We start from the raw sequence: 25,160 nt of genomic DNA on the forward strand, positions 1-25,160 counted from the left end.
TTTTCAAATATTAATTAAAATTGATAAACAACTTCCAATTTATAATCTTTCAGCGACTCTTTTGCTTTTTCCAAATCTTGTGTAAATCCTAATATGTAACCCCCACCGCCAGAACCGCAGAGTTTCAGATAATAATCATTCGATTCTATTCCTTGCTGCCAAATTCCATGGAATTGCTCCGGAATCATCGGTTTGAAATTATTGAGGACTACTTTTGATAATTTTTTGGTATTTTCAAATAATGACTTCACGTCTCCACCCAAAAAATTCTCCACACAGGCATCCGTATATTTTACAAACTGGTTCTTTAACATCGCACGGAATCCTTTGTCTTTGAGGTTTTCCATAAAAATATTAACCATCGGAGCCGTTTCACCAACAATTCCAGAATCCAATAGGAACACCGCTCCTTTTCCGTCAAAACTTTGAGTCGGAATTCCCGTAGCTTCAATATTATCTTTTGAATTAATCAAAATCGGAATGCTCAAATAACTGTTCAACGGATCAAGCCCTGAACTTTTTCCGTGGAAAAAACTCTCCATTTGAGAAAAAATGGTTTTAAGAGTCAATAACTTTTCACGAGTCAGATTCTCCAAAACAGTAATTTTATGTTGGGCATATTTATCATAAATAGCAGCAACCAAAGCGCCACTGCTTCCTACTCCATATCCTTGCGGAATACTGGAATCAAAATACATCCCGGTTTGCACATCATTACTTAAAGCTTCCAAATCAAAAGTTACCAAATTGGGATTGTCCTTTTGCAATTGCTCCAAATAAGCAACAAAACGTTTCAAATGACCATTCGATTTCACGGCTTCTTCCGAAGGATTTTCATCTTTCTTCAATGCACCATTATAAAAATTATAAGGAATCGATAATCCCTTGGAGTCACGAATAATTCCGTATTCTCCAAAGAGTAATATTTTTGAGTAAAACAAAGGTCCTTTCATATGGATGCTTATTGTATATTCTTAATTTTTTTGGGGTTTTGTCGGGTGTCGAAAAGTGCAACTATATATATTCGTTTACTTGTAAAAGTATAAAACAATGTCGTTTGTCTAGTAACAACACATTTATGATATTTCTTATTTGTTTCTGACTTAGGAAAAATCTCCGGATTAACTCTAATTATTTGTAAAGAATCATACAATTTCTTTGCAAATTTAATTCTAATTCTTTCTGACCATTTTGTTTCAAGATATTCTAAAAGTACTTTTGTCTTTTTTTGAGCATTAATTGAAATTTTAATTTCTCTCATTTTTAACACCTATACTTCTGAATAAATTCTTCAAAATCTACAAATTCACCTCTTTCAATTTGTCGGTCTCCCTCTTCGATTTCATCCTTCTGTTCTTGAGTCAGCTCATCCCAAAAATCTTTTCTTTCAGATTTGAAAATATTTTTTATGGCTTCAATTATGGATAAATCATTGGTTTCTTCCAATTTTTTCATCAATTTTGATTTTTCTAATTGTATATCCATGATTACTTTAAATTATATCATTTAGAAATCTCTTTTTCAAAAATCGATTTCATCTCCACGATTCTCATTTTGTATTCCCAAATTAATCTCTTCCTGCTGTTCAGGCGTTAACTTGTCCCAAACCTCTTTTTCTTTGGCATCAAAAACGGCTCTTAGTTTTTTCAGAAGCTTAACATCGTTTGTTTTTGCTATCTTTCTGATTAATTCCAGTTTTTCAGTATTCAAGTCCATAACTACAATCGATTAAGAACTAAAGATACGAAAAAAAAGCATCAATATTATACCGCACCATTTCCAACTTCGTCGCAAAGATACTGACCATTTTGGCAATAGCCAACTAATTCTTTCTTAATAAATTGTAACACTTTTTCTTTAACATTTTCAGGATACAAAACATGCACATTTGCACCCGCATCTAACGTAAAGCAAACAGGTGTTTTGGTTTCGCTTCTAAATTTCCAAATTGCGTTAATTATTTGCAACGTGTTTGGTTTCATCAAAATAAAATAAGGTAGTGAAGTCATCATCATTGCATGCAAAGTCAAGGCTTCGCTTTCAACAATTTGAATGAATTCCTCCAAGTTTCCGTTTTCAAAAACAGGAATTAGTTTGTCCAGATTTTCATGAGCTTGGGCAAATCGCCTTTCGGCAAATGGATGGCCGTGCATCAAATCATGACCAACAGTACTGGAAACTTGCTTTTCGCCTTTGTCAACGAGTAAAATAGTATCCTGAAAGTTTTTAAAAACATCATGAATCTTGTACGGATATTCCACTCCATACAAATCGGTACTGCCTTTTATATTTGCCTGATTTCCCCAAACAACGACTTGTCCTTTTACACTTCGGCATGCACTTCCCGAACCCAATCGGGCCAAAAAGGAAGCTTTGGCGTAAAAATAATCATCAGTCATTGATGGATTTAAGACTTTTTCCAAACTCATAAAATTCATCGCCAAAGCCGCCATACCCGAAGCCGAAGATGCGATTCCAGAACTGTGCGGAAACGTATTTTGGGTGTCAATCGTAAAATGATAATCTTTCAGGAACGGCAAATAAACGGCAACACGCTCCAGAAATTTTTGGATTTTTGGTTTGAAGTCTTCCTTGGGTTTTCCTTCAAATAACAAATCAAAAGAAAAATTGCCATTGTTTTCTTTTTTGGCAAAAGCCAAAGCCGTAATCGTTTTACAATTGTTCAACGTAAAACTAACGGATGGATTGGCAGGAATCTGTTTATCTTTTTTACCCCAATATTTTACCAAGGCAATATTACTGGGTGCACTCCAGGAAAAACTTCCCTCGCCTATAGAATGGCTGTATTTTGATGGGATAAAATCGTTGGCTTCAAACATAAAAAATAATTTTCGGCAAAGATACTTTTTTTGATTAAATCGTATATTTCTTTATTTCAATAATGCTTGAAAAGTTTTAAGTATTTTTGGTCCCTCAAAAACAAAAGAAATGAATAAAATTACCAGAATATTGGCCATCGTTGCCACTTGTCTTGCAGTAGGATATTTTACCGGAATGATAACAAAACTAGCACTAATGAATTGGTACCCGCTTATTATCAAACCTGGTTTTGCTCCAACCAATTGGATTTTCGAACCTGTTTGGAATACGCTTTATATTATGATGGGAATTGCCGCTGGTTTGGTTTGGAACAGAATCGATTTTGAAAAAGAAACCGTAAAAAAAGCATTGCAATTATTCGCCATTCAATTGGCTCTAAATGCCTTGTGGTCTTATCTGTTTTTTGGATTAAAAAACCCTATGTTAGCCGGTTTGGAAATAATTATCCTTTGGCTGATGATTTATGAAACCTATGCCCAATTTTCCAAAATCAACAAAATATCGGGATATTTATTTGTCCCTTATTTGGTTTGGGTAAGTTTTGAGGCCGTTTTGACCGGAAGTATTTGGTGGTTGAATAGGTAAATGTAACTCTTTGGAGAAATCAGTTTAGGTTTTTTTGTAAAAATATTTTATAGCCTTTTTTGTTTTTGAAATTCAATGTTTTTTGCCATTAAAAAATCCATCATACTTAGTTTGTTGTGGTTGGAAATTAATTTTTTGGATTTGGGATCGGTATCACAAAATTGAAGAAAAAGATCGATTTCTTCAGGTTTTAATTTCAAAGTTTTAAAATAAAAATTTTCATCGCAAATGCTTTTTGCCAATACTGCAAACTCAATTTTCGGAACAGTTTCTTTTTTCTTTTCTTTTTCTTTTGCAAACAAGTCAACAATCATCTTTCCTATTGCCACAAAATCCATTCCATTCACAATGGCTCCATCATAAACCCCAGTTTTTGGACTATTTGCTGCTTTATCTAATTTTACTCTATCCCGCATTTCTTGCTTCCATTTTTCATCCTCTTTCCATTTAATAGAAGGTAGTGTGGTAACTATAACTTCATTTAATTCTTCTGGTTTTTTGAAGATGATTATTTCGAGATTGTTTTGTTCGATTTGAGCCAAACTGAGTTTTATTTTTTTCAAATGATAGTCTTTAGCATAAAAAACAAGACTGTCATTGGCTTTGACATCAATAACAAATTCTCCATTTTCGTCTGTAAGAGTACTCTTTTTGGATGTTTTATTGATAACATTCACATTTTGCAGCAAAATATTCTCGCATGTAACTTTTCCTTTTACAGCCTTTTCTGTTTGCGAAATACTAAACTGACTGGTGAGCAAAAAAAAGACTGGGAGTAATTTTACCTTCATAAATAAGACTTTATTGAAAGTAAATCTATCCTAATATTCCCTAAAGAAAACTTAGAATTTCTGTAAATTTTTGTTAATTAATCATTTACAAGAATTGCATTCGCCACAATAAACCCGCTTGTCCAAGCATTTTGAAAATTAAAACCTCCTGTAATCGCATCGATATTTACAATTTCTCCGGCGAAAAAGAGATTCTCATGCAGTTTGCTTTCCATCGTTTTGAAGTTAATTTCTTTTAAATCAATTCCGCCGGCAGTTACGAATTCTTCCTTAAAAGTACTTTTGCCATTGACCTGAAAAGTACAATTTGTCAATTGGTTCACTAAATTCTGCAATTGATTTTTGGACAAATCCGCCCATTTGGTTTCGGCAGGAATTCCTGAAGCCAATACTAAACTTTCCCACAAACGATTCGTTAGCCCAAAAAGAGATTTTTTGGAAACTGCTTTTTTGGCGTGCTCTTGTTTGTTTGCCTTTAAAGTTTTCTCGGCATCTTCGGCATCCAAATCGTTGAGCCAATTCACATAAATGGTAAATTGATAGTTTTTGTCATGTAAAATCCGGGCTCCCCAAGCTGATAATTTTAAAATCGCTGGACCGCTCATTCCCCAATGCGTGATTAACAATGGCCCTGTCGAAGTCAGTTTTGTGTCTTTGACTTTTACGGTAACCTGCGCCGCAACGCCAGGCAATTCCTTGATTCTCGGGTCTTTTATATTGAAAGTAAATAACGATGGAACTGGGTTCACAATCGCGTGCCCTTGTTTTTGAAGCATTTCCCAAATTTTCGGATTGCTTCCTGTGGCAAGAACCAATTTAGCGGCAACATAATTTTCATTCTGTGTTCCCACTTTCCAGAAATTGTCTTTTTTGAAAATGGACTGTACACTTTGTCCTGTAAAAATTTTAATTCCAAGTTTTTGGGTTGCTTTTACAAAACAATCAATTATGGTTTGCGACGAATTTGAAACTGGAAACATACGCCCGTCTTCCTCAATTTTCAGTTCCACTCCATGTTTTTCAAACCATTCTACCGTATCGCCCGAGCAAAATTGATGAAATGGGCCACGCAATTCCTTTTCGCCACGAGGATAAAATTTTACCAACTCATTGGGTTCAAAACAGGCATGCGTCACATTGCAGCGTCCTCCTCCGGAAACACGAACTTTTGACAAAACTTCGGCGCCTCTTTCAAGAATGGCTACTTTGGTTTTTGGATTTTTCTCCACAATATTAATTGCCGTAAAAAAACCGGCAGCTCCACCACCAACAACAAGTATGTCAAAATTTTGATTCATGATTATGAAATAGAATTGGAATACAAAGGTAAGCATTCGTTATTTAAAAGGATAACCGCTGATTCGCAGATTGCATTTTGATTATGGGTCTCATCTTAATTATTAAAATTATCAACGTTCCCATGTTTGAAACCATGGCCAACGGTTTCAACCGTTGGAGACAATCAACGTTACCAAAGATGAATCATCGGTTATTATCAAACGCTAAATATATAATCTCTTTAAACCCTATCCAAAAAATCGGTAATAATGCCATCCACATTGAATAATTTTATTCTTTGAATGTCTTCCGCTTTATTTACTGTCCAAGGAAAAACCAAGATTCCTTTCTCTTGAATTTTAGATGTGTATTCATCTGTCAATAATTGAAAATCCGGATGCAGTGCTTCAGCTTTCATAAATCGGGCGAAAGAAATAGCTAGATCCAAATCGGTTTCGGTCAAAACTCCGATTCGGATATTTTCATTTAAAAAACGAACTTGCTGAAGGGCATTCCAATCAAAACTGGACACAATAAAATGTTCTTTATTCCATTTTTTTTCAGAAATATAGTGTTCAATTAGCTCGACAACTTTCTCGGCTGTATCTTGATTTTTTAATTCAATATTTACAAAACATCGTTTATTGACCAAATCCAAAACTTCTCCTAAAGTTGGAATTTCGTACTTATCATCGATTCGAAAAGATTTTAATTCCTGAAGTGTCAATTGGTTTACAACACCTTTCCCATTAGTCGTCCTGTCAATGGTTTCGTCGTGGATTACAATCAAATGGCCTTCCAGGCTTAGATGCACATCCAATTCAATTCCGTCTGCTCCCATTGCAATAGCTTTTTCAAAGGAAACCAATGTGTTTTCGGGTTTGTATCCATTGGCTCCGCGGTGTCCTATTTTTAGAATTTTTTTCATAGCTTTTCTCTATAAATCCAATGCTAATTTAAATTGCCTCCAGCTTTAGCTGGAGGTAATAAATAAATGCCAAAATTGGCTTTAGCCAAAATATTCTTTTGGCTAAAGCCTTAACTACTATCAATTAAATTCCTCTAGCTAAAGCTAGAGGCAATTCAAAAAAATTATTTATGTAATTCCAACAAAACAATATCAAACTCACTATCAACAGAAACTTTTCCGTTTAAAACAGTTGCCGTTTTACCCGAATAAGCGTCTCTCACTTTGGCTCCTTCTTTGAAAGAAGAGCCCACAGAAATTTCTTTTTTGCCTTTGGCTAAATCCAAACCGATTACGACTGTGTCTGAATATTTCCCATTGGTGAAATTTCTAGAACACAGATAAGGTTTTGATGAAATTTCGGTATTGACACCTGCTCCGACAGCCGGATGATTTTTTCTGAATTGTCCTAATTTTTGCCAATGCAAAAGAATTTTCTGTGTGTCAGGATTTTTGTTTACCGCGTCCCAATTCATAAAAGAACGTAATGTGGCATCTCCCACAGTTCCTTCAACAACTAGAGAACGAGCCGATTCGTCACCATAATATACTTGGGCAATACCCGGAGACAATAATAATTTCGTTCCACTTTCGATACTTTTGGTACGTTTGGCGTCAAATGGGCCGCCATCGTCGTGCGAAGACAAATAGTTCAAAACGCTGTTTCCTTTCAATTCTCCGTTCAGTAAATTGGAATATTTTGAAAACAAAGAAGTATAGTCTTTTTGGGCATCGCTTTTGAATTCAAAATTGATCATAGCCGTAAATCCATTCTCGTAATAATTGACTTTTTTGTCTCCAAAATCAAATAATTTTCCATTACTGATGTTGTAATTATACACTTCGGCTATGGTGTAAAACGGATTGTTGTCCAAAACTTTGGTTGGATTATTTTTTTTCCATTGTGCAAACGCATAATCACATTGTGTCTTGAAATCCGCCCAAACACTTTCATCTGTATGTTTTACTGTATCGGCTCTGTAACCATCAATTCCAAACTCGGTAATATAATCGGTCAGCCATTTTATGATATAATATTTAGGCGTTCTTGGATAGCCCGTTCTTTTGAAAAAAGCGTCTAATGAAGTTACTTCTTTTTCATATCTCCCTTCGGCTTTCCATTTTTCAACCAAAAAAGGAGGCAAGGCAACAGCAACTTTACTTTCAGTTTTCACATCCGGTAGATTGGCTACCAAAGTACAAGCTGTGGTGTTATCAAAATTACTGTATTGACACTTTGGTTCTGTTCGAACCCATCCTTCTGGCCAAACGGTATCCACCGGAGTCACCGGCCCGGTATGATTGATTACACCGTCAAGCATGATTCGGATTCCTTTGGCATGGGCTTTTTTTACCAATTCGGCCAAATCTTTTTTGGTTCCGAAATTTGGGTCTAATGCCGTCCAATCTCTTGTCCAATAACCATGAAACCCATAACTGAAGCCTGTTCCTTCATCTACACCATCATGAATTTGCTCGACAATAGGTGTGAACCAAATGACATTGATTCCTAGTTTTGTAAAATATCCCTCGTCTATTTTCTGAATTATTCCTCTAAGATCTCCCCCCTCAAAACCGCGAAGTTTTCCGGGAGTTTTGGTTCTGTTAAAATTCACATCATTTGATTTATCTCCATTATAAAAACGGTCGGTCATCAAAAAATACAAATTGGCCCCTTCCCAAACAAAAGGAGCTTTTTCTGTTTTGGCTTTCGGCTTCAAATTTGATTTTACTTTTATTTGTGCATTCGCAAAAGGTATTGCCAATAAAACAAACAGCGATACTATTACTTTTTTATTTATCATATTATAACTGTATTTTGATTTCGTAATTCAATCCTTTTTTCAATACCACCGGAATTTCAAGTGTTTTGGCATTTGTTTTAAAATCCACATTTGCCCCATTAACGGTAATCTTCGCTGGTTTTGAACTGATGTTGTGAACCAATAAAGTAACGTTTTTGTCAGCACTTGCAAATATTTTTCCAACAGAAGTTTTTATTTTTAAGCTAATTTCTTTTGCCGATACATTACTTGAAAAATTCAAAATTTCATAAACGCCTTTTTCGAAAGCATTTGGCGTTAGACCGTCATCATTGTATAATTTCCCAACACTTGATGTTGTTTTTTCATCAAAATAAAAATGCAAATCAAAATTCGCCAACGAATATTTTGTCGTGTTTTGAATCGTTTTTATCATCGGGATAAAAGCGCCTCCGCGAACAAAAACAGGGATGTTATCAGCCGAAACGGCTAAGTTTTCTGTCGCTCCTCCTTCATGTTTGACACCCGTATAAAAGTCATACCAATTGTTGTTTTTTGGAAAATAAACAGTCGTATTGGTAACTCCTGCTTTGGTAATTGGTTTTACCAAAAAATCATTCCCCCATAAATAGGAATCACAGGAATTCAGTAACTTTTCATTAGTTGGTTCTTCAAAAAATAAGGGACGCATCAATGGCAAACCTTTGTTGTTATTTTCAAAAGCCAAGGTGTAATTGTACGGCAACATTTGGTAACGCAATTCGATTTGTTTTTTGACTTTGGCCTTGGTCAGAATGTCTTTGTTAACAGGTTCTGAAGCTACATCTTCCTGCGCGTGCGGACGATAAACCGGCTGAAAAACGCCATACTGCAACCAACGAACATATAATTCGTTATCAAAATAATCCCCCGCAAATCCTCCCAAATCCGAGTGCATATAGGCCATTCCCTGTATTCCCATCTGCAAAGCAATTTCGGGTTGTGATTGCAATCCTTCCCAAGAACGCCCCACATCGCCCGACCACGGAATCATTCCGTAATGCTGTGAACCCGAATATCCGGCACGCATTAAGATAAACGGACGCACATTTGGAAAATCTTTTGCATAACCATCGTTAATCATTTTGGCCCAAGTATGTCCGTAAACATTATGTACTTCATCAGCTTTTCCTTGAGCTGTTAATGAAGCTGACGGAAATACTTCGGGTTCTCCTAAATCACCCCACCAACCGCCAACACCTTGGTTGATTAAACCTTTGTAAATGTTCCAAAACCAAGTTTTTCCTTCGGGTTTGAATACATCGACAAGTCCGGTATTCCCGAAAAAGAAATCATATTTGAATGGATTCCCTGCATTATCTGTCGCCAAAACTTTTTTATCAACTGCATCATTCCATTTGCTTGAAGTGGTCAGAATAAAAGGCTCAGTAATCAATACGGTTTTGACTCCTTTGCTGTTCAAATCAGTTATCATTTTTGTTGGATTCGAAAAATTGTCTTTGTCCCAATCCAAATTTCCCATCGTTCCCGTAACCGTTTTTCCAAACCAATATAAATCTAAGATGATTGCGTCTACAGGGATTTCGTCTTTGATGTATTTGTCAATGGTTTTGGTCACTTCATCTTGTGAATGATAACCGAATCTGCTTGAGAAATTCCCCAAAACCCAACGCGGAACAAGTGGTTGTCTTCCCGTCAATGAAGTATAATTCGAAGTCAAATCGGTCCAGGAATCACCCGCAATTACCTGATATGTTTTTCTGCCTGAAATGGTTTCATAAACCAAAGTATTGTCTTTTTTGCTGTCTAAATCCAACCAGCCGATGGCTCCGTTATCAAAATGCACTGCATAAATTTTGGACGACATTACCAATGGAATGGAGAAATTCATTTTTTTGGAATGTGTTCCGTAACCATAATCGGCTTGGTTATACAATTCCAAACGATTCCCGCGACGGTTCATTCCCAAAGCTCGGGCTCCGGCTCCGTAAAGCGCTTCGGTTCCATCCAAATTAAATTCCAGAGTTTCTTGTGGCTGTTCTTTGCTGTTTGTTGCTCTTTTTACAAACCCGTTTTTCTCTGAAATCAACAAATTATTTTTATACAAATATTTGATTTGAAAAGGACTTTTGGTGATGGAAACGGCAATTCCGTTAGAAGAATATACCAATTCGTTTTGAGTTTGTTTTATTTTGAAAGTAACTTTTTCAGGACTTAAAACAACCGCGTGTGAATTGGAATTTAATTTTTCCCCCGTAGGCAAAAATGTGGTTTCAATTATTTTATCCGAATAGGGTTTGATGAAATATTGCCCATCAGAGGTTTTAATTTCCAAAGTGTTTTGGGAGACTTTATAGCTTTCAAATTTTCGGTTTGCGTTTTGGGCAAATGAAAAACTTGAAATTAAAAGGAATAGAATTATTTTTTTCATGACTAATTTAATTTTTGAACCATATAAGTCATATAAGTTCATTTAAGGTTGTACGTTTTAATTAAATTGAAACCACCCCGGCTTTCAGCCACCCCTCCAAAGGAGGGGAACGTGTACGACTTCCCCTCCTTTGGAGGGGTGCCCAACGGGCGGGGTGGTTATTTATGTTCTGCTAAAACCGTGTAAACAGAAGCCAAAATTTCTTAAATGAACTTATATGGCTTATATGGTTAATTTTTTTGCTTACTTCAATTCTAAAATCAGAACCGATTTTCCGGCAATCGTAATATCTTTTTTTAAATCAAGGGATTTTCCGGAAAGGACATCGTTTCCTGTTTTATAATTGGCAATACTTTCCTGAAAACGATTCGTTGGAAAAGTTTTTGATTCTTTACTGTTATTGATGATCACCATAACCGATTTGGAATCTGTATATCTGAAATAAACATATACATTATTCTCCGGGATGTAGTGTTTCATTTTTCCGAAATGCACTGCTTCATTGGTTTTTCTCCAATTGAATAATTTTGCCGAAAAATCGAAAAATTGTTCTTGCTCTGGAGTTCTTCCTGCTTTCGCGAAAGCGTTATTAGCATCTCCAACCCATCCACCCGGGAAATCCTGACGAATGGCAGCATCACCGTCTTTGTCCTTACTTCCTGCCATTCCAATCTCGGAACCATAATAAATCTGTGGTATTCCGCGAACGGTAGCCAACAAAGTCATCGCCATTTTGTATTTCGAAAAGTCTTTTTGGTAAATTTCGTTGAAACGATTTGTGTCGTGATTCTCTGCAAAAACCATGATACTGTTGATGTTCGGATACAAAAAGTCATTAGCGAAATTCTCGTAAACATTTACCAATCCTTCATTCCACTTTCCATTATCTTCATTAAAAACTTTGGCAAGAGTTTCGGTCAATGTAAAATCCATAACAGACGGCAAATACGAATTATAATTTTGTATCGCGGCAATTTTACTGTCTTTTTGCCAATATGCCATTTGCGCTTGGTCGTGCATCCATACTTCGCCCACGATGTTGAAATTCGGGTATTCATCAGTAATGGCTTTTGTCCATTCGGCGATGCCTTTTTTGTCGCAATAGGAATATGTATCTACACGGAAACCATCCAAATTGGCGTATTCTATCCACCAAATAGCGTTTTGTTTCAAATAAGTATTCACCAAAGGATTGGACTGATTCAGATCAGGCATTGATTTTACAAACCAGCCGTCCATACACATTTTGGCATCAATTTGAGAAGCATTTGGGTCAAACTGTGTGGTCATTCTGTAATTGGTTTGGGCATAACCCGGAAATTGATGCAACCAGTCATAAGTTGGCAAATCTTTCATCATCCAATGTTCGGCTCCCCAATGGTTTGTCACATAATCCATAATAAGTTTCATGTCGCGCTTGTGCAATTCGGCAGAAAGCTGAACATATTCCTCATTGGTTCCAAAACGTGGGTCTATTTTATAAACATCAGATTGCCCATAAGTATGATAAGAATACACTTTGTCATTGTCTTCACAAAGCGGTGTAGGCCAAAGTGCCGTTGCTCCCAATTCTTTTATGTAATCCAAGTGCTGAATCATTCCGGCAATATCGCCGCCGTGTCTTCCGCCGGGAAGTGAGCGATTTCCTTTTTCAGTAACCGATTTGTCGCTATCATTCTTAGGATTTCCATTGGCGAAACGATCAGACATTACCAAGTAAATCAAATCGGAGGCGTCGTAACTTTTTCTTGAAGCCGAATTTTCTCTTCTTTGTTTCAAACTATATTTTTTGGTAAAAACAACTTTTTTGTTTTTAGAAAATGAAAAGACAAAATCTTGTGCGGTTACATTTTTTGTATCAATTGTAACAAAAAGATAATTCGGATTTTCAGTTTTTTTGACGTCTTTTATTGCAATACTATTGGATACTGTTACCTCGTTTTCAGAAATGTTTTTACCATAAAACATAATCTGCAATTCTGGATTGTGCATTCCTGCATACCAAAATGGAGGTTCAATTCTATCAATCTGGGCAAAAACTGAAGTTGAAATGAGAAGTAATAGACTAACTACTTTTTTCATATTGTACCATTAAAATTTATAGTTTAAAATTCAAACAAAACACCTTTATTTTGAGATGTAAATTTGGAATGCCTATTTTTTAACACATAGAGACATAGAATTTTTTAGACTAAAAAAGACACTTCGTTTTAGATAGGTTACATAGGCTATGTGTAAAAACAGGTTTTTTATTCTGTCTTTTAACATTTTCTATATATCTATGTCTATGTGTTTAAAAATTTAAAACCCTTTCTTAGCAATACTTCGAAAGGGTTTGTTGTTATTGATTTTTAATTTTTTGGCTGAACCAAAACTGCTTTGCCGTTTACATAAACAGTCAATTCATGAGTTCCTTCCAAAGTGAATTTGGTTTCCTTATGATCCACTGCGATTTTCAGAATTTGGTTTCTGAAATTGATTTTAAACGAATAGCCACCCCATTCTTTTGGGATTTTTGGAGAGAAATGAAGCGCATCATTTTTCACTCTCATTCCGCCAAAACCTTCGACAATACTCATCCAAGTTCCAGCCATTGATGTAATGTGACAACCTTCTTCAACTTCTTTGTTGTAATCGTCAAGATCCAAACGGGAAGTTCTCAAATAAAAGGCATACGCCATATCCATTTTGTCCAATAAAGCGGCCTGAATCGAGTGTACGCAAGGAGAAAGCGAACTTTCATGCACCGTAAATGATTCGTAGAAATCGAAATTACGTTCCAATTCTTCTTTCGAGAAATGATCTTCGAAGAAGTAAAAACACTGTAATACATCGGCTTGTTTGATATAAGGCGAACGCAATACACGATCCCAAGACCATTTTTGGTTAATTGGCCTTTGTGAACGATCCAAATCTTTTACGCGTACCAAGTCTTTATCCAAGAAACCATCCTGTTGCAAGTAAATACCCATTTCTTCGGATCTTGGGAAATACATATTACCAGCCACTTTGTTCCATTCCTGCAATTCAGCATCCGAAAGTTTTACTTTTTCGATAATGCGTTTGTGGTCTGAAGGGTATTCCAATGATACTTTTTGAATTTGAGCTGTAGCATAATCAATGCACCATTTGGCAATATAATTGGTATAGAAATTATTGTTGATGTTGTTTTCGTATTCGTTTGGTCCAGTCACTCCCAAAATCATATATTGATTTTTGTTTTTGGAGAAAGAAGCTCTTTGGTGCCAAAAACGGGCAATACCTATTAAAACTTCCAATCCTTTCTCTGGAATATAAGAGTAATCGCCTGTAAAACGGTGGTAATTGTAAATTGCAAAAGCAATAGCTCCGTTTCTGTGAATTTCTTCGTGAGTGATTTCCCATTCGTTATGACATTCTTCGCCATTCATAGTCACCATTGGGTACAAAGCAGCACCGTTTTTAAAACCTAAATTATCTTTAGCATTTTCGATGGCTTTGTCCAATTGATTGTAACGGTAAGTCAACAAATTACGAGCCACTTGCTGGTCTTTGGTCGCCATATAAAATGGAATACAATATGCCTCGGTATCCCAATAGGTCGATCCGCCGTATTTTTCTCCGGTAAATCCTTTTGGACCAATATTCAAACGGGAATCTTTTCCTAAATAGGTTTGATTCAGTTGAAAAATATTGAAACGAATTCCCTGTTGTGCTTTCACATCACCTTCAATAGTGATGTCTGACATTTCCCAAATTTTTGCCCAAGCATCAATTTGGTCTTGCAATAATTGTTTGTATCCTTTTGCCAATGCGGCCTGAATCACTTTTTCGGCTGCCGAAACGGTATCCGTATGATTTAGCGAAACGGTATATCCTCCAATTTTTTGAATAGCCGATTTTTCGCCTTTACCCACAATGGCATCATAATGAAATACAATTTTATCAGCCTTGGTGTCAACAGAAATTGGAGACATATTTTGTTTTTCACCTCTTGACCAAATCGTGTTTTGCATGAAGGTTGTTACTTTAAAATGCGTTTTGAAGGTTTGAGCCGTAACAAAAGCTTCATTCCCTGATTTTTTTACGTCTAATGGTTCCCAGAATTTTTCCTCCCAGTTCGCATCTTCATTGGTTACACCCGCATCGATGTATGGTTTGTAGATGATTTTTGCATCTTTGTTCAAGGGCGTGATTTCATAATAAATCACTCCAACTTCATCCAAATCAAGAGACAAAAAGCGTTTGATATCAACTGCAATTTCGGTTCCGTTTTTCAAAGTGGCCTCAAAAGAACGTTGGTACCAGCCTTCTTTCATATTCAATTCACGACGGAAATTTGAAACCTGAGTACAATTGTTCAAGTCAAAATCTTCACCGTTTATTTCTACGTTGATACCAATCCAGTTTGGAGCGTTCAATACTTTGGCAAAATATTTTGGATAACCATTTTTCCACCAGCCCACTTTGGTTTTGTCCGGATAATAAATTCCGGCAATATAACTTCCTTGGAAAGTTTCAGCTGAATAATTTTCTTCAAAATTGGCTCTTTGTCCCATCGCTCCATTTCCAATACTGAAAAGACTTTCAGATGATTTCACGCGCTCTCTATCAAAGCCTTCTTCAATGATAGACCAATTGTCCGGTTTTATATAATCTTGATTCATTTTTTAATGTATTAATGTGATAATTGGTCAATTAGATAATGTGATAATTAGATAATTGAACCCTTTGAAAATTATCTAATTTCCTAATTGACTTATTATCTAATTATTTATTGATTAATAATTCTAAAAAAGTGGAATTTATTTCGGTGAAATCTTTGAAAATGTATTCCGCTTCATGCAATGTTTTCTCTTCTCCAATACCAATGCTCATCATTTTTGCAATATTGGCAGCTTGTACGCCCGCAACAGAATCTTCAAAAACAATAGAATCTTCATTCGTTACATTAAGAAGTCGGGCGGCATGAACAAATACTTCTGGATCTGGCTTGGCATTGACAACGTCATTCCCATCAACAACAGCATCAAAATAGCTTAAAACTCCGGTTTTTTCTAGAATAGGTCTGGCATTTTTACTGGCAGAACCCAATGCAATTAATTGATTATTTGCCTTTAAAAACTTTAAAACTTTCATCACCCCAGGGAGAATCTCAGTCTCATTCATATCAACCAAATACGAAAGATAATCTTCATTCTTTTGAATTAACCATTTATCTTTCTCTTCCTGTGAGACTTCTACTTTTCCCAATTCAAGGATTATATCCAAGGAACGCACACGGCTTACTCCTTTTAATAATTCATTGTGTTCCAATGTAAAATCAATTCCTAATCCATTCGCAATTTTTTTCCACGCCAAAAAATGATATTTGGCAGTGTCAACAATTACACCGTCTAAATCAAAAATAAATCCTTTTCTCTTTTTCATTATAATTCTCCTTTAATGGTTATTTTTTTTATTGTTGCATTTTTTCTTTTACAAAAAATACTGCCAAACCAGCAATCAACATAGAAACCCCAGCGATTACAATTATCGTTATCGGATTTCCTCCAAAAAGCAATATCAAAGTGCTTCCTAAAAGTCCGGCTGCGATTTGTGGCGTGGTAATGGTAGCATTAAAAAGTCCCATATAAACTCCCATTTTCTCGGCAGGCAAAGACCCTGAAAGCATCGCATAAGGCATCGCCAAAATGGCAGCCCAAGCCAATCCTACTCCTGAAATGGAAAGCAATAACATATTTTTGTCTTCTACAAAAAACATAGAAATCAACCCCAAACCTCCCATGATTAAAGAGAAACTGTAGGTCTTTTTTCTTCCAATAGCCTTTGCAATAGAAGGAATAAGGAAAGAATATACTGCCGCAACTCCGCTATAGAAAGCAAACATTACACCTGTCCAATCTCCCGCTTCATTAAAACCTATTGATTTCGCATCTAGCGCCTCGGGGCCCCAAACTTGGTTAGCAATGGCTCTTGTAGTGTAAACCCACATTAAAAACAAAGCAAACCATGAGAAAAACTGAACGATTCCTAATTGCCAAAAGATTTTTGGAGCATCCCCGATTAAGGTCAAAATGCTTGTTTTTTCCTTATTCTCAGGAACATTCAAATCAATTTTATTGTACTCCGCGTGTTCTTTTGGTCCATATTCTTTAGTTCGGAAAACAGTCCAAAGTACAGTTGCCAACAGAATTCCTCCACCTATATAAAATGACCAAATCACAGATTCGGCAACTTTTTCACCCGCAGCCGGCACATTAGATAATCCTATTTTTACCAAAAGCCAAGGCAATAATGACCCGAAAACGGCGCCAAAATTAATTAAAGCACTTTGAAGTGAATACCCAAGATTGCGTTGTTCGTCATTTACCATATCTCCCACAAGTGCTCTAAAAGGTTGCATGGTCACGTTGAATGAAGTGTCCATCAGCAACAACATTACAGCACCAAAAATCAATGGAGGTAATAGATAAGTAAAGTACTCTGCGTTTGGCATAAAGAACATTGCCAAGGCAGAAACGATTGCTCCAAAAAAGATGAAAGGAATACGTCGTCCTAATTTTGTCCAAGTTTTATCACTCGATAAACCAATAATAGGTTGAACGACCAAACCGGCCAATGGTGCAGCCAGCCAAAAATATCCTATACTGTGAACATCTGCTCCTAATGCTTCTAATATTCTACTCGTGTTTCCATTTTGCAAAGAGTAACCTATTTGAACTCCTAAGAATCCAAAACTTAAATTCCATATTTGCCAAAAACTTAATTTGGGTTTTTCCATCACTAAAAATTTACATATTTACCTGATAAGCACACTGTTTTCCTTATAGCTTTTTGATTGTATCAACTGAAATTGACAATGAAAATTCACAAACAATTCCAAAGAATCAGTTCTACAAATTGTTGCCAAACGAACTTTCTTTTGAAACAAACCAACATATTGTTTTTAAAAAACATTATTTATCGATTTGAAAAAACAACTTGCAAAAGTCATTCCTAAACCGAATTGTTTCTTTAAAAAAATGGTTTTAATAATGTAATGGGATAGTTAAAGATATTTATCGTTGTCGATAAACTTTATAAAAAAATCGTCAACTATACGCTCATAAAAATTCATTAAATCATAATACTATTTTATGAATTTCTTTCGTAAGATTTTACCGTGCAAAAATGCATGAAACACGATTAATTTAACGTCATAAAAAAACTCATCTTATTTTTCGAAGTAAAAGAAAAGCTTTAAACGCGAAGTAAATGTATAAAATTCTTTTTGAATTATTTTCAACAAAATTAAAAAATAACCTTTTTTTTAAACTACAAGGTTGTAGTAATTAGTAAAATACGATTTTTTTTGCATCTTTTTTTCAAAATTGACAAAACACAAAAAAAATCGAACAGTATTCAAACGGTTCGATTTTAGTATTGCTTCACAATCAAAAATTGTAGCGTGTTACCTTGTGATTGGTTTTTTGTTTAAAAAAAATTAAGCTGTAGATTCTCGTTCTACAAGAAAGGTTTCTATAACTTCAGTAGTGTAATTTTCATCTTCTGATTCATCCTCGGATTCCAATCGGTCTATTATAATTTTGGCAGCACGATTTCCCATTTTTATTCCGCTTTGGCTCACAGTAGTAATTGTCGGAGTCGAATACTTTGAAATCATTCCATCGGTAAATGCAATTACGGCCAAGTCTTTTGGCACATTCAATCCGAGTTTATTGGCCGTTTTGATACAGGTCACGGCAAAAATTTCGTTTACGGCAAAAACCGCATCGATTGCTTCTTCTTCCAATAATTTTCCAATAATAATTTCGCAGGTATCTACGTCTTCAATTTTAATAATCAGGTGCTCGTCAAAAGGAAGGTTATTGTCTAATAATGCTTTGACATATCCATCGGTTCGCAACTTTCCTACGCTTACATAATCTACGGTTGTGACCAATGCAATTTTTTTTCTCCCTTTATCAATCAAAGTCTGAACCGCCTCATAGGCAGCCTGTTTGTCATCAATAATCACCTTGTCACACAATACTTCATTGGTAACCCTATCAAACATTACAACCGGCATTCCCTGATTGATAACTTCTGTAATATGGTGAAAATCTCCTTTAAACTGTGTTTCTTTGGACAATGACATAATGAAACCGTCGATACTTCCATTGGCCAAAAGTTCCATATTGAGGACTTCTTTATCAAAAGAATCATCGGACAAACAAATAACTACACTATATCCATTTTCATTGGCAATTTGTTCAACACCATTAATGACAGTTGAAAAGAAATGGTGAACAATTTCGGGAATAATAATCCCAATTGTTTTGGTTTTTCGGTTCTTGAGACTTAGTGCAATATTGTTTGGTTTATAATGATAGAATTTTGCAAAAGCCTGAACTTTCAATCTAGTTTCCTCACCAATTTCAGGACTGTTTCTCAGGGATTTTGAAACTGTAGAAATGGAGACATCCAGTTCTTTAGCTATTTGTTTTAACGTTATTTTTTTTTTCATAAAATTCGGCATTATTGTGTTTCACTAATCAATTCCTCAATAAAGGTAAGACAATTTTTTATTTATGGTAAATTTTAGCTTTATTTTAAAATAAAACAGCAAAGTTTTCAACACTACCACGTTTTCGTAACGCTCTCAAAATTCGTTCACGTTGAGCGTGTTAAATAATTCCTAATTTTGAAATTCGAAGTAAAGAAAACGTAAACAAAACTAAACCAAAAAGAACAATTAATTTAAACAAAAAGTATGAAAACAATTTATAAAAAGTTGTTATTTTTAGTACTCCTGCTCCCGTTTTTTGCATTGGCACAAAACAAAGTGCAAGGAATTGTACTTGATAATGTATCAGGTCAGCCTATTCCGGGAGTAAATGTAAAAGTAGAAGGGAGTAGCAATGGCGCAGCTACCGATTTTGATGGTAAATTTCAATTGAACGGTGTGAAGTCTTCAGATAAGTTAAACATATCTTATATGGGCTACAAAACGAAATCGATTGCAGTGGGATCTCAAACTGCTTTTACAATAAAACTTGAAGAAGATTCAAATCAATTAAAAGAAGTAGTGGTACAAGTAGGATACGGTACTGTTAAGAAAAAAGATGCTACTGGATCTGTCTCTCAAATTTCTTCTAAAGAATTTAACAAAGCGATTAACGTAACTCCTGAAACTTTATTAAGCGGACGCATGTCTGGGGTAAATGTTACAGGTGGTGGTGCCCCTGGAGCAAAAGCTGATATTAGAATTCGTGGAGGTTCTTCATTAAGTGCTTCAAACGAACCGTTAATTGTATTAGACGGACTTCCTTTAAGTAATGCTGTCCCAAGTGGAGCAACTAGTATTTTATCTACTATTGACCCAAATGACATTGAGACTTTTACTGTTTTAAAAGATGCTTCTGCCGCTGCGATTTATGGATCCAGAGCTGCAAATGGTGTAATTGTAATTACAACCAAAAAAGGAACCAAAGGTGGTGTTAAAGTTAATTTTAGCTCTCAAATTGGTGTAAATACAGTTGAAAACACAGTAGATGTACTTAGTACAGATCAGTTTCGTGCTTTTGTAAACGAAAAAGGAACAGATGCCCAAAAAACTTTAATGGGAAAAGCCAGCACAAATTGGCAGGATGAGATTTTCCATACAGCCCTTACAGCCAACAACAATATCTCGGCCAGTGGTGCTCTGTTTGAAACATTGCCTGTGCGATTATCTGTTGGAAATGTGAGTAATCCAGGTGTTCTTAAAAACACTTCTTTTGAAAGAACAACAACATCTTTATCGTTAAATCCTTCATTTTTTGATAATCACTTAAAAATTGACATCAATGGGAATTTATCTTTTGGAAAAAACAGATTTCAGGATGAAGGAGCAGTTATCGGAAGTGCAATTTCATTTGATCCAACACAACCTGTATATGATTCAAAATCACGATATGGAGGATACTTTGAATGGTTAGAGCCTAATGGAAATTTACCTTTATTGCCTGCTAGAAACCCTGTTGCGAGGTTAAATCAAGACGAGCGTAGAGCTACTTCGACAAGAAAATGGGGAAATATTAGATTGGATTATAAATTCCATTTCTTAGAAGATTTAAAATTCATTGCTGAAGCAGGGATTGATTCATTTAATAGTCAAGGTTATACTGAAGTAAGTACACAAAGTGCTTTGGGATACCAACCAAATGCTTATTCTTCTGGAAATTGGGTGAACTACGGAAATTATTCTTCATATACAGATCATCTTCAAAATAAAAACTTAAATACCTATTTCAATTACGTAAAAGATTTAGGGAAATTTAAAGTAGATGCAACTGCCGGTTATAACTACCAAATGTTTGTAAAAGAAAAATACCAATCAGGCGAAACAAGACAACCAAATCCTAATGAGGATGTTATTACAGATCCAGACATTAACTTACAATCGTTCTTTGGCCGTTTGAATTTGGGATATGACAGTCGTTATTTATTGACCTTAAATTACAGAAGAGACGGTACATCTCGTTTTTCTGAAGATAACAGATGGGGTAATTTTGGTGGAGTTGCATTAGCTTGGAATATCGCTGAAGAAGAATTTCTAAAAGGCAATGAAACTTTATCATCCTTAAAACTGAGATTAGGCTATGGTACAACAGGTCAACAAGATATTTCTGCTCAGTATGATTATTTGAGAAGAGTAACTTTGGGAACTATCAACACTCAATATATTTTTGGTGGAGTTGTATATAAAACGGCTCGTCCAGAAGGATATAATGAAAATATCAAATGGGAAGAATTGGCTGAGGCAAACGTAGGTTTGGATTACGGATTCTTCAATGACAGAGTTACTGGGTCTATTAACTATTTTGAGAAAAAATCTACTGATTTATTGGCAGACGTACTTGTTCCGGATGGAGCAAATTTAAGAAACCAAGGTTTTAACAACATTGGTAGCTTAAAAACAAAAGGTATTGAGTTTAATATTCAGTCAGATATTATCAAAAATGATAATTTAACTTGGAATTTAGCATTTAATGTTACTCATTTGGACCAAAAAATTACCGACTTAGGTGAAACAGTTCCTGGTTTTACAGGATATATGGTGGGTGATAATATTAATGGCGGTGGAGGAAATAAAATCCTGATTAACTCAGTTGGAGAATCACCAAATTCATTCTTTGTTTTCGAACAATTATATGATGCAAACGGAAAACCTATTCAGGGAGCTTATGTAGACAGAAACAAAGATGGTAAAATTACGGACGATGATCGTTACAAATTCCACAAACCAACTGCTGATTATACTTTTGGGTTGTCTACTTCCTTAAACTACAAAAAACTTGATTTTTCAATGAACTGGAGAGCTAGTTCAGGAAATTATATTTTTGATAACGTAAATTCTGCCAACGGATTTTCGGATGCTGCTTTAAGAAGACAAACAGATTTAGCTAATGTAACAACTGATTATCTTAATACAGGTTTCACTTTTGAAGATAATGGAACACAACGCTATTTGTCTAACTACTATGTGAAAGATGCTTCTTTTATCAAACTGGACAACATAGTTGTTGGTTATACTTTTGATAAATCATTATTAAAAGTTGCTTCTATGAGACTTTCATTCGGTGTTCAGAACGTTCTGACCCTTACCAAATATGATGGTATTGATCCTGAAAAATTCAACGGGATTGACGGTGCCGTTTACCCAAGAGCCAGAACTTTCTTGTTTGGAGTAAATGCAAATTTCTAATAATACATTGAAAGTAAAATTTAAAAACATACAAAATGAAAATATCATTTAAATATATTTCTTATTTATTTCTGTTCATTCTTGGAGTAAATATGACATTTATTTCGTGTACAAACGACTTAAATGTTACGCCTAAAGATGATGATGAATTCCTTTCGGATACCTTTTTTAAGGATCCTACATCGTATAAGCAAGTATTGGCCAAAATTTACGCAGGCCTTTATGTTGGTGGAAATGATGGAGACGGAAATCCAGACATTGCTGGTATTGGAGGAGATTTTAGCAGTTATTTAAGGTTACTTTTTGTAACTCAGGAATTGCCTACAGACGAATCAATTATTGCTTGGGCTGATGGTACACTGCCAACTTTGAATACGCAAACTTGGGCTCCTGCCAATGAGTTTTTGTACGGAACTTACTCAAGAGCATTTTACCACATAAGTCTTTGTAATGAGTTCTTGAGACAATCAACAGATGCCAAACTAACTGAAAGAGGGGTTGATGCTACTTTGAAAGCACAGATAGCAACATTTAGAGCTGAAGCTCGTTTTTTAAGAGCGTTTTCTTATGTGAATTTAATGGACTTATTTGGTAATGTGCCTATTACAACAGAAAATGATCCTGTTGGTTTCTTTTACCCTGAACAAAAATCCAGAGCAGAAGTTTTTGCTTATGTTGAATCTGAATTAAAAGATTTAAACAATAGTTTAGCTGCTTCCAAAACAAACGAATATGGTAGAGTTGATAAAACAGCAGCAAAATTCTTATTAGCTCAAATATATTTGAACTCTAAAGTATATACTGGTGTTGATAGAAATAACGACGTAGCTACTCTATGTAGCGATATCATTGCAAATTCTGGCTATACATTTGCAAATGTCCCTTACAACTATTTATTCTCTGCGGACAATAACAGAAACGGAGCTCAAAACGAATTTATATTCCCTATTATTCATGATGGAAATGCTATCAGAGCCATTGGTGGTGGAATGAGTTTTATCATTCATGCATCTATTGGTGGAAGTATGGACGCGGCTTCAAGAGGAATGGATGGTGGATGGGCAGGTACCAGAACGAGAAGAGAATTTGTTGCTCTTTTCCCTGATCAAACTGCAACAGGAGATAAAAGAGGAACGTTTTACAGAGATGGGCAATCATTAGACATTAATAATATTGGAACTTTCACAGATGGTTATGCTGTTACTAAGTATATTAATAAAAATTCTAATGGAACTGCTGCCCAAAGGAATGATATGCCAGATACAGATTTCCCAATGTATAGACTATCTGATGTTTATTTGATGTATGCAGAAGCAACTCTTAGAGGAGCTTCCACAGGAAATACAACAACAGCTCTTGGTTACATAAACCAAATTAGAAGTAGAGCAAATGCAACTCCAATTGCGCTAGCAAATTTAACTTTGGATTTCATTTTAGATGAAAGAGGAAGAGAATTATTTTGGGAGTGTCACAGAAGAACCGATTTGATTCGTTTTGGAAAATTTACTGGAGGAGCTAAAATCTGGCAATGGAAAGGTGGCGTTATTAATGGTACTGCTACCGCATCATACAGAGACCTTATGCCTATTCCTGCTAAGACTATTCAAGCAAATCCAACATTAAAACAAAATCCTGGATATTAAGGATTAACCCTCAAAAAGCAATAAAATGAAAAATATCTATAAAATCTTTTTCGCATTAATGAGCATTCTGGCAATATCCTGCAATGGTGATGCCGTAGACGACAGACCCGTCCTTGATGCTGTTACTGCTCCCGAAATAACTGCTCCACAATCAGGAAAGCAATATATCCTGAAAGAAGCTAATGCATCAACTGTAGCAGAAACATTCAAATGGTCAGCCGGAGTATATTCTACTGATGTAGTCATTAAATACACCTTATTAATGGATAAAAAAGGTGGTGATTTTACAAAAGCAAAAACAATTGCTGTAACCAGTAATGTTACGGAAGCTGGTGTATTGGTTAAAGACATGAATCAGGGCGCAATTGATCTTGGAGCAGCTGTCGATGTAGCAACTTTGTTTGATGTGAAAGTTATGTCGAGTGTGTCTGGGGGAGTACCAATGACATCAAAAACCCCTGTTACCATTAGTGTAACTCCTTATTCTGGAAAAGTTCCTTATAATTTCGTTGAATGGTACTTAGTTGGTGATGCTACAGTTTCTGGTTGGGATAACAATAAAGGAAACCAAATTTTATATAGAAACCCAACAAATTCTAACGAATATACATTCACAGGATTTTTCAAAAAAGGATATTTCAAAACAATTTCACATTTAGGAAGTTGGGCACCAATGTATGGCGGTTCTGGAGGTTCTCTTGTTTATAGAGCCACAGAAGCCGATGCAGATCCTCCAAGTATCGAAATTACTGCCGATGGATATTATACTTTTAAAATGGATGTTCAAAAGTTAACCTATACATTAGTAGCTTACACAGGTTCAACTACAACTCTTTATACAACAGTAGGTATTATTGGAAGTGCAACAGCAAGTGGCTGGGATGCTTCTACTCCTATGGCACTTAGGGATTCTGCTTTTGATAAGCATCAATGGATATTAGGTGTTACTCCATTAATCGATGGTGAAGCCAAATTCAGAGCTAATAATGCTTGGGATGTTTCTTGGGGTGGTACTACACCATTTTCAGGAATAGTTCCTAGTGGCTCAAACATTCCTGTTGCTAAATCTAAATATCTAATCTATTTCAATGATTTGAATGGAAATTATATGATGATTCCGAATCAAGGATAAAAGAAATTTAACAAATTAT

General features: G+C 35.5%; 19 protein-coding genes. 4 read left to right on the forward strand and 15 right to left on the reverse strand.

Features of this window, described 5'->3' with window-relative positions:
• Window positions 1-14: 14 nt before the first annotated feature.
• The 5 genes from EM308_RS02165 to EM308_RS02185 are packed head-to-tail and all read right to left on the reverse strand — an operon-like array spanning window position 15 to window position 2,840.
• The gene (locus EM308_RS02165) at window positions 15-953 is read right to left on the reverse strand and encodes a mevalonate kinase family protein (protein WP_035639525.1); all 939 of its coding nucleotides are present in this window, start codon (window positions 951-953) and stop codon (window positions 15-17) included.
• Between the two features lie 8 nt (window positions 954-961).
• Window positions 962-1,261 carry a type II toxin-antitoxin system RelE/ParE family toxin gene (locus EM308_RS02170; protein WP_035639528.1) on the reverse strand — a complete coding sequence of 100 codons (300 nt, stop codon included), beginning with the start codon at window positions 1,259-1,261 and terminating at the stop codon, window positions 962-964.
• Window positions 1,262-1,263: 2 nt separating this feature from the next.
• Window positions 1,264-1,485: a hypothetical protein gene (locus tag EM308_RS02175; RefSeq protein WP_035639529.1), complete on the reverse strand. Its 222-nt coding sequence runs from the start codon at window positions 1,483-1,485 to the stop codon at window positions 1,264-1,266.
• A gap of 36 nt (window positions 1,486-1,521) precedes the next feature.
• A complete protein-coding gene (locus EM308_RS02180; protein WP_035639530.1) occupies window positions 1,522-1,716 on the reverse strand; it encodes a hypothetical protein in 195 nt (64 codons plus the stop codon).
• Window positions 1,717-1,763: 47 nt separating this feature from the next.
• Window positions 1,764-2,840: a diphosphomevalonate/mevalonate 3,5-bisphosphate decarboxylase family protein gene (locus EM308_RS02185; protein ID WP_035639533.1), complete on the reverse strand. Its 1,077-nt coding sequence runs from the start codon at window positions 2,838-2,840 to the stop codon at window positions 1,764-1,766.
• A gap of 109 nt (window positions 2,841-2,949) precedes the next feature.
• On the opposite strand from EM308_RS02185, the gene EM308_RS02190 reads away from it, so the two are divergent.
• Entirely contained in the window at window positions 2,950-3,426 is a 477-nt protein-coding gene (locus tag EM308_RS02190) for a TspO/MBR family protein (RefSeq protein ID WP_035639536.1), read from the forward strand.
• Window positions 3,427-3,473: 47 nt separating this feature from the next.
• On the opposite strand, the gene EM308_RS02195 is transcribed toward EM308_RS02190, so the two are convergent.
• The 10 genes from EM308_RS02195 to EM308_RS02240 all read right to left on the reverse strand — a co-directional run bounded on the left by EM308_RS02195 (window position 3,474) and on the right by EM308_RS02240 (window position 19,144).
• Window positions 3,474-4,217, reverse strand: a complete 744-nt coding sequence (locus EM308_RS02195; RefSeq protein ID WP_035639538.1) for a carboxypeptidase-like regulatory domain-containing protein — start codon at window positions 4,215-4,217, stop codon at window positions 3,474-3,476.
• A gap of 77 nt (window positions 4,218-4,294) precedes the next feature.
• Complete coding sequence (locus EM308_RS02200; protein WP_035639540.1) at window positions 4,295-5,515, reverse strand: BaiN/RdsA family NAD(P)/FAD-dependent oxidoreductase; 1,221 nt, start codon at window positions 5,513-5,515, stop codon at window positions 4,295-4,297.
• Between the two features lie 221 nt (window positions 5,516-5,736).
• On the reverse strand, window positions 5,737-6,423 hold the full coding sequence (locus EM308_RS02205) for a glycerophosphodiester phosphodiesterase (RefSeq protein ID WP_035639545.1): 687 nt from the start codon (window positions 6,421-6,423) through the stop codon (window positions 5,737-5,739).
• Window positions 6,424-6,587: 164 nt separating this feature from the next.
• Window positions 6,588-8,267: an alpha-amylase family glycosyl hydrolase gene (locus tag EM308_RS02210; RefSeq protein ID WP_035639547.1), complete on the reverse strand. Its 1,680-nt coding sequence runs from the start codon at window positions 8,265-8,267 to the stop codon at window positions 6,588-6,590.
• Window position 8,268: 1 nt separating this feature from the next.
• Complete coding sequence (locus EM308_RS02215; protein WP_035639550.1) at window positions 8,269-10,656, reverse strand: glycoside hydrolase family 31 protein; 2,388 nt, start codon at window positions 10,654-10,656, stop codon at window positions 8,269-8,271.
• Window positions 10,657-10,899: 243 nt separating this feature from the next.
• Window positions 10,900-12,738 (reverse strand): glycoside hydrolase family 13 protein, encoded by a 1,839-nt coding sequence (locus tag EM308_RS02220; RefSeq protein ID WP_035639553.1) that lies wholly within the window; start codon window positions 12,736-12,738, stop codon window positions 10,900-10,902.
• A gap of 269 nt (window positions 12,739-13,007) precedes the next feature.
• Window positions 13,008-15,302 carry a glycoside hydrolase family 65 protein gene (locus EM308_RS02225; RefSeq protein WP_035639556.1) on the reverse strand — a complete coding sequence of 765 codons (2,295 nt, stop codon included), beginning with the start codon at window positions 15,300-15,302 and terminating at the stop codon, window positions 13,008-13,010.
• Window positions 15,303-15,405: 103 nt separating this feature from the next.
• Entirely contained in the window at window positions 15,406-16,065 is a 660-nt protein-coding gene (pgmB, locus tag EM308_RS02230; RefSeq protein ID WP_035639559.1) for a beta-phosphoglucomutase, read from the reverse strand.
• A gap of 28 nt (window positions 16,066-16,093) precedes the next feature.
• Complete coding sequence (locus EM308_RS02235) at window positions 16,094-17,419, reverse strand: MFS transporter (RefSeq protein WP_197056147.1); 1,326 nt, start codon at window positions 17,417-17,419, stop codon at window positions 16,094-16,096.
• A gap of 702 nt (window positions 17,420-18,121) precedes the next feature.
• Window positions 18,122-19,144, reverse strand: coding sequence for a LacI family DNA-binding transcriptional regulator (locus EM308_RS02240; protein ID WP_035639577.1), 1,023 nt, complete (start codon window positions 19,142-19,144; stop codon window positions 18,122-18,124).
• A 246-nt stretch (window positions 19,145-19,390) separates the two neighbouring features.
• Between EM308_RS02240 and EM308_RS02245 the strand changes: the two genes are divergently transcribed.
• The 3 genes from EM308_RS02245 to EM308_RS02255 are packed head-to-tail and all read left to right on the forward strand — an operon-like array spanning window position 19,391 to window position 25,141.
• A complete protein-coding gene (locus EM308_RS02245; RefSeq protein ID WP_035639565.1) occupies window positions 19,391-22,366 on the forward strand; it encodes a SusC/RagA family TonB-linked outer membrane protein in 2,976 nt (991 codons plus the stop codon).
• A gap of 35 nt (window positions 22,367-22,401) precedes the next feature.
• Window positions 22,402-24,009 (forward strand): RagB/SusD family nutrient uptake outer membrane protein, encoded by a 1,608-nt coding sequence (locus EM308_RS02250; RefSeq protein ID WP_035639566.1) that lies wholly within the window; start codon window positions 22,402-22,404, stop codon window positions 24,007-24,009.
• A 25-nt stretch (window positions 24,010-24,034) separates the two neighbouring features.
• Window positions 24,035-25,141 (forward strand): SusE domain-containing protein, encoded by a 1,107-nt coding sequence (locus EM308_RS02255; RefSeq protein WP_035639567.1) that lies wholly within the window; start codon window positions 24,035-24,037, stop codon window positions 25,139-25,141.
• Window positions 25,142-25,160 lie beyond the last annotated feature (19 nt).

The sequence above is a fragment of the Flavobacterium gilvum genome (assembly GCF_001761465.1).
Classification (GTDB): Bacteria; Bacteroidota; Bacteroidia; order Flavobacteriales; family Flavobacteriaceae; genus Flavobacterium; species Flavobacterium gilvum.

Coding starts and splice junctions, on each gene's coding strand:
- EM308_RS02165 (WP_035639525.1), bottom strand. CDS start 953: ATGAAAGGACCTTTGTTTTACTCAAAAATATTACTCTTTGGAGAATAC.
- EM308_RS02170 (WP_035639528.1), bottom strand. CDS start 1,261: ATGAGAGAAATTAAAATTTCAATTAATGCTCAAAAAAAGACAAAAGTA.
- EM308_RS02175 (WP_035639529.1), bottom strand. CDS start 1,485: ATGGATATACAATTAGAAAAATCAAAATTGATGAAAAAATTGGAAGAA.
- EM308_RS02180 (WP_035639530.1), bottom strand. CDS start 1,716: ATGGACTTGAATACTGAAAAACTGGAATTAATCAGAAAGATAGCAAAA.
- EM308_RS02185 (WP_035639533.1), bottom strand. CDS start 2,840: ATGTTTGAAGCCAACGATTTTATCCCATCAAAATACAGCCATTCTATA.
- EM308_RS02190 (WP_035639536.1), top strand. CDS start 2,950: ATGAATAAAATTACCAGAATATTGGCCATCGTTGCCACTTGTCTTGCA.
- EM308_RS02195 (WP_035639538.1), bottom strand. CDS start 4,217: ATGAAGGTAAAATTACTCCCAGTCTTTTTTTTGCTCACCAGTCAGTTT.
- EM308_RS02200 (WP_035639540.1), bottom strand. CDS start 5,515: ATGAATCAAAATTTTGACATACTTGTTGTTGGTGGTGGAGCTGCCGGT.
- EM308_RS02205 (WP_035639545.1), bottom strand. CDS start 6,423: ATGAAAAAAATTCTAAAAATAGGACACCGCGGAGCCAATGGATACAAA.
- EM308_RS02210 (WP_035639547.1), bottom strand. CDS start 8,267: ATGATAAATAAAAAAGTAATAGTATCGCTGTTTGTTTTATTGGCAATA.
- EM308_RS02215 (WP_035639550.1), bottom strand. CDS start 10,656: ATGAAAAAAATAATTCTATTCCTTTTAATTTCAAGTTTTTCATTTGCC.
- EM308_RS02220 (WP_035639553.1), bottom strand. CDS start 12,738: ATGAAAAAAGTAGTTAGTCTATTACTTCTCATTTCAACTTCAGTTTTT.
- EM308_RS02225 (WP_035639556.1), bottom strand. CDS start 15,302: ATGAATCAAGATTATATAAAACCGGACAATTGGTCTATCATTGAAGAA.
- pgmB (WP_035639559.1), bottom strand. CDS start 16,065: ATGAAAAAGAGAAAAGGATTTATTTTTGATTTAGACGGTGTAATTGTT.
- EM308_RS02235 (WP_197056147.1), bottom strand. CDS start 17,419: ATGGAAAAACCCAAATTAAGTTTTTGGCAAATATGGAATTTAAGTTTT.
- EM308_RS02240 (WP_035639577.1), bottom strand. CDS start 19,144: ATGAAAAAAAAAATAACGTTAAAACAAATAGCTAAAGAACTGGATGTC.
- EM308_RS02245 (WP_035639565.1), top strand. CDS start 19,391: ATGAAAACAATTTATAAAAAGTTGTTATTTTTAGTACTCCTGCTCCCG.
- EM308_RS02250 (WP_035639566.1), top strand. CDS start 22,402: ATGAAAATATCATTTAAATATATTTCTTATTTATTTCTGTTCATTCTT.
- EM308_RS02255 (WP_035639567.1), top strand. CDS start 24,035: ATGAAAAATATCTATAAAATCTTTTTCGCATTAATGAGCATTCTGGCA.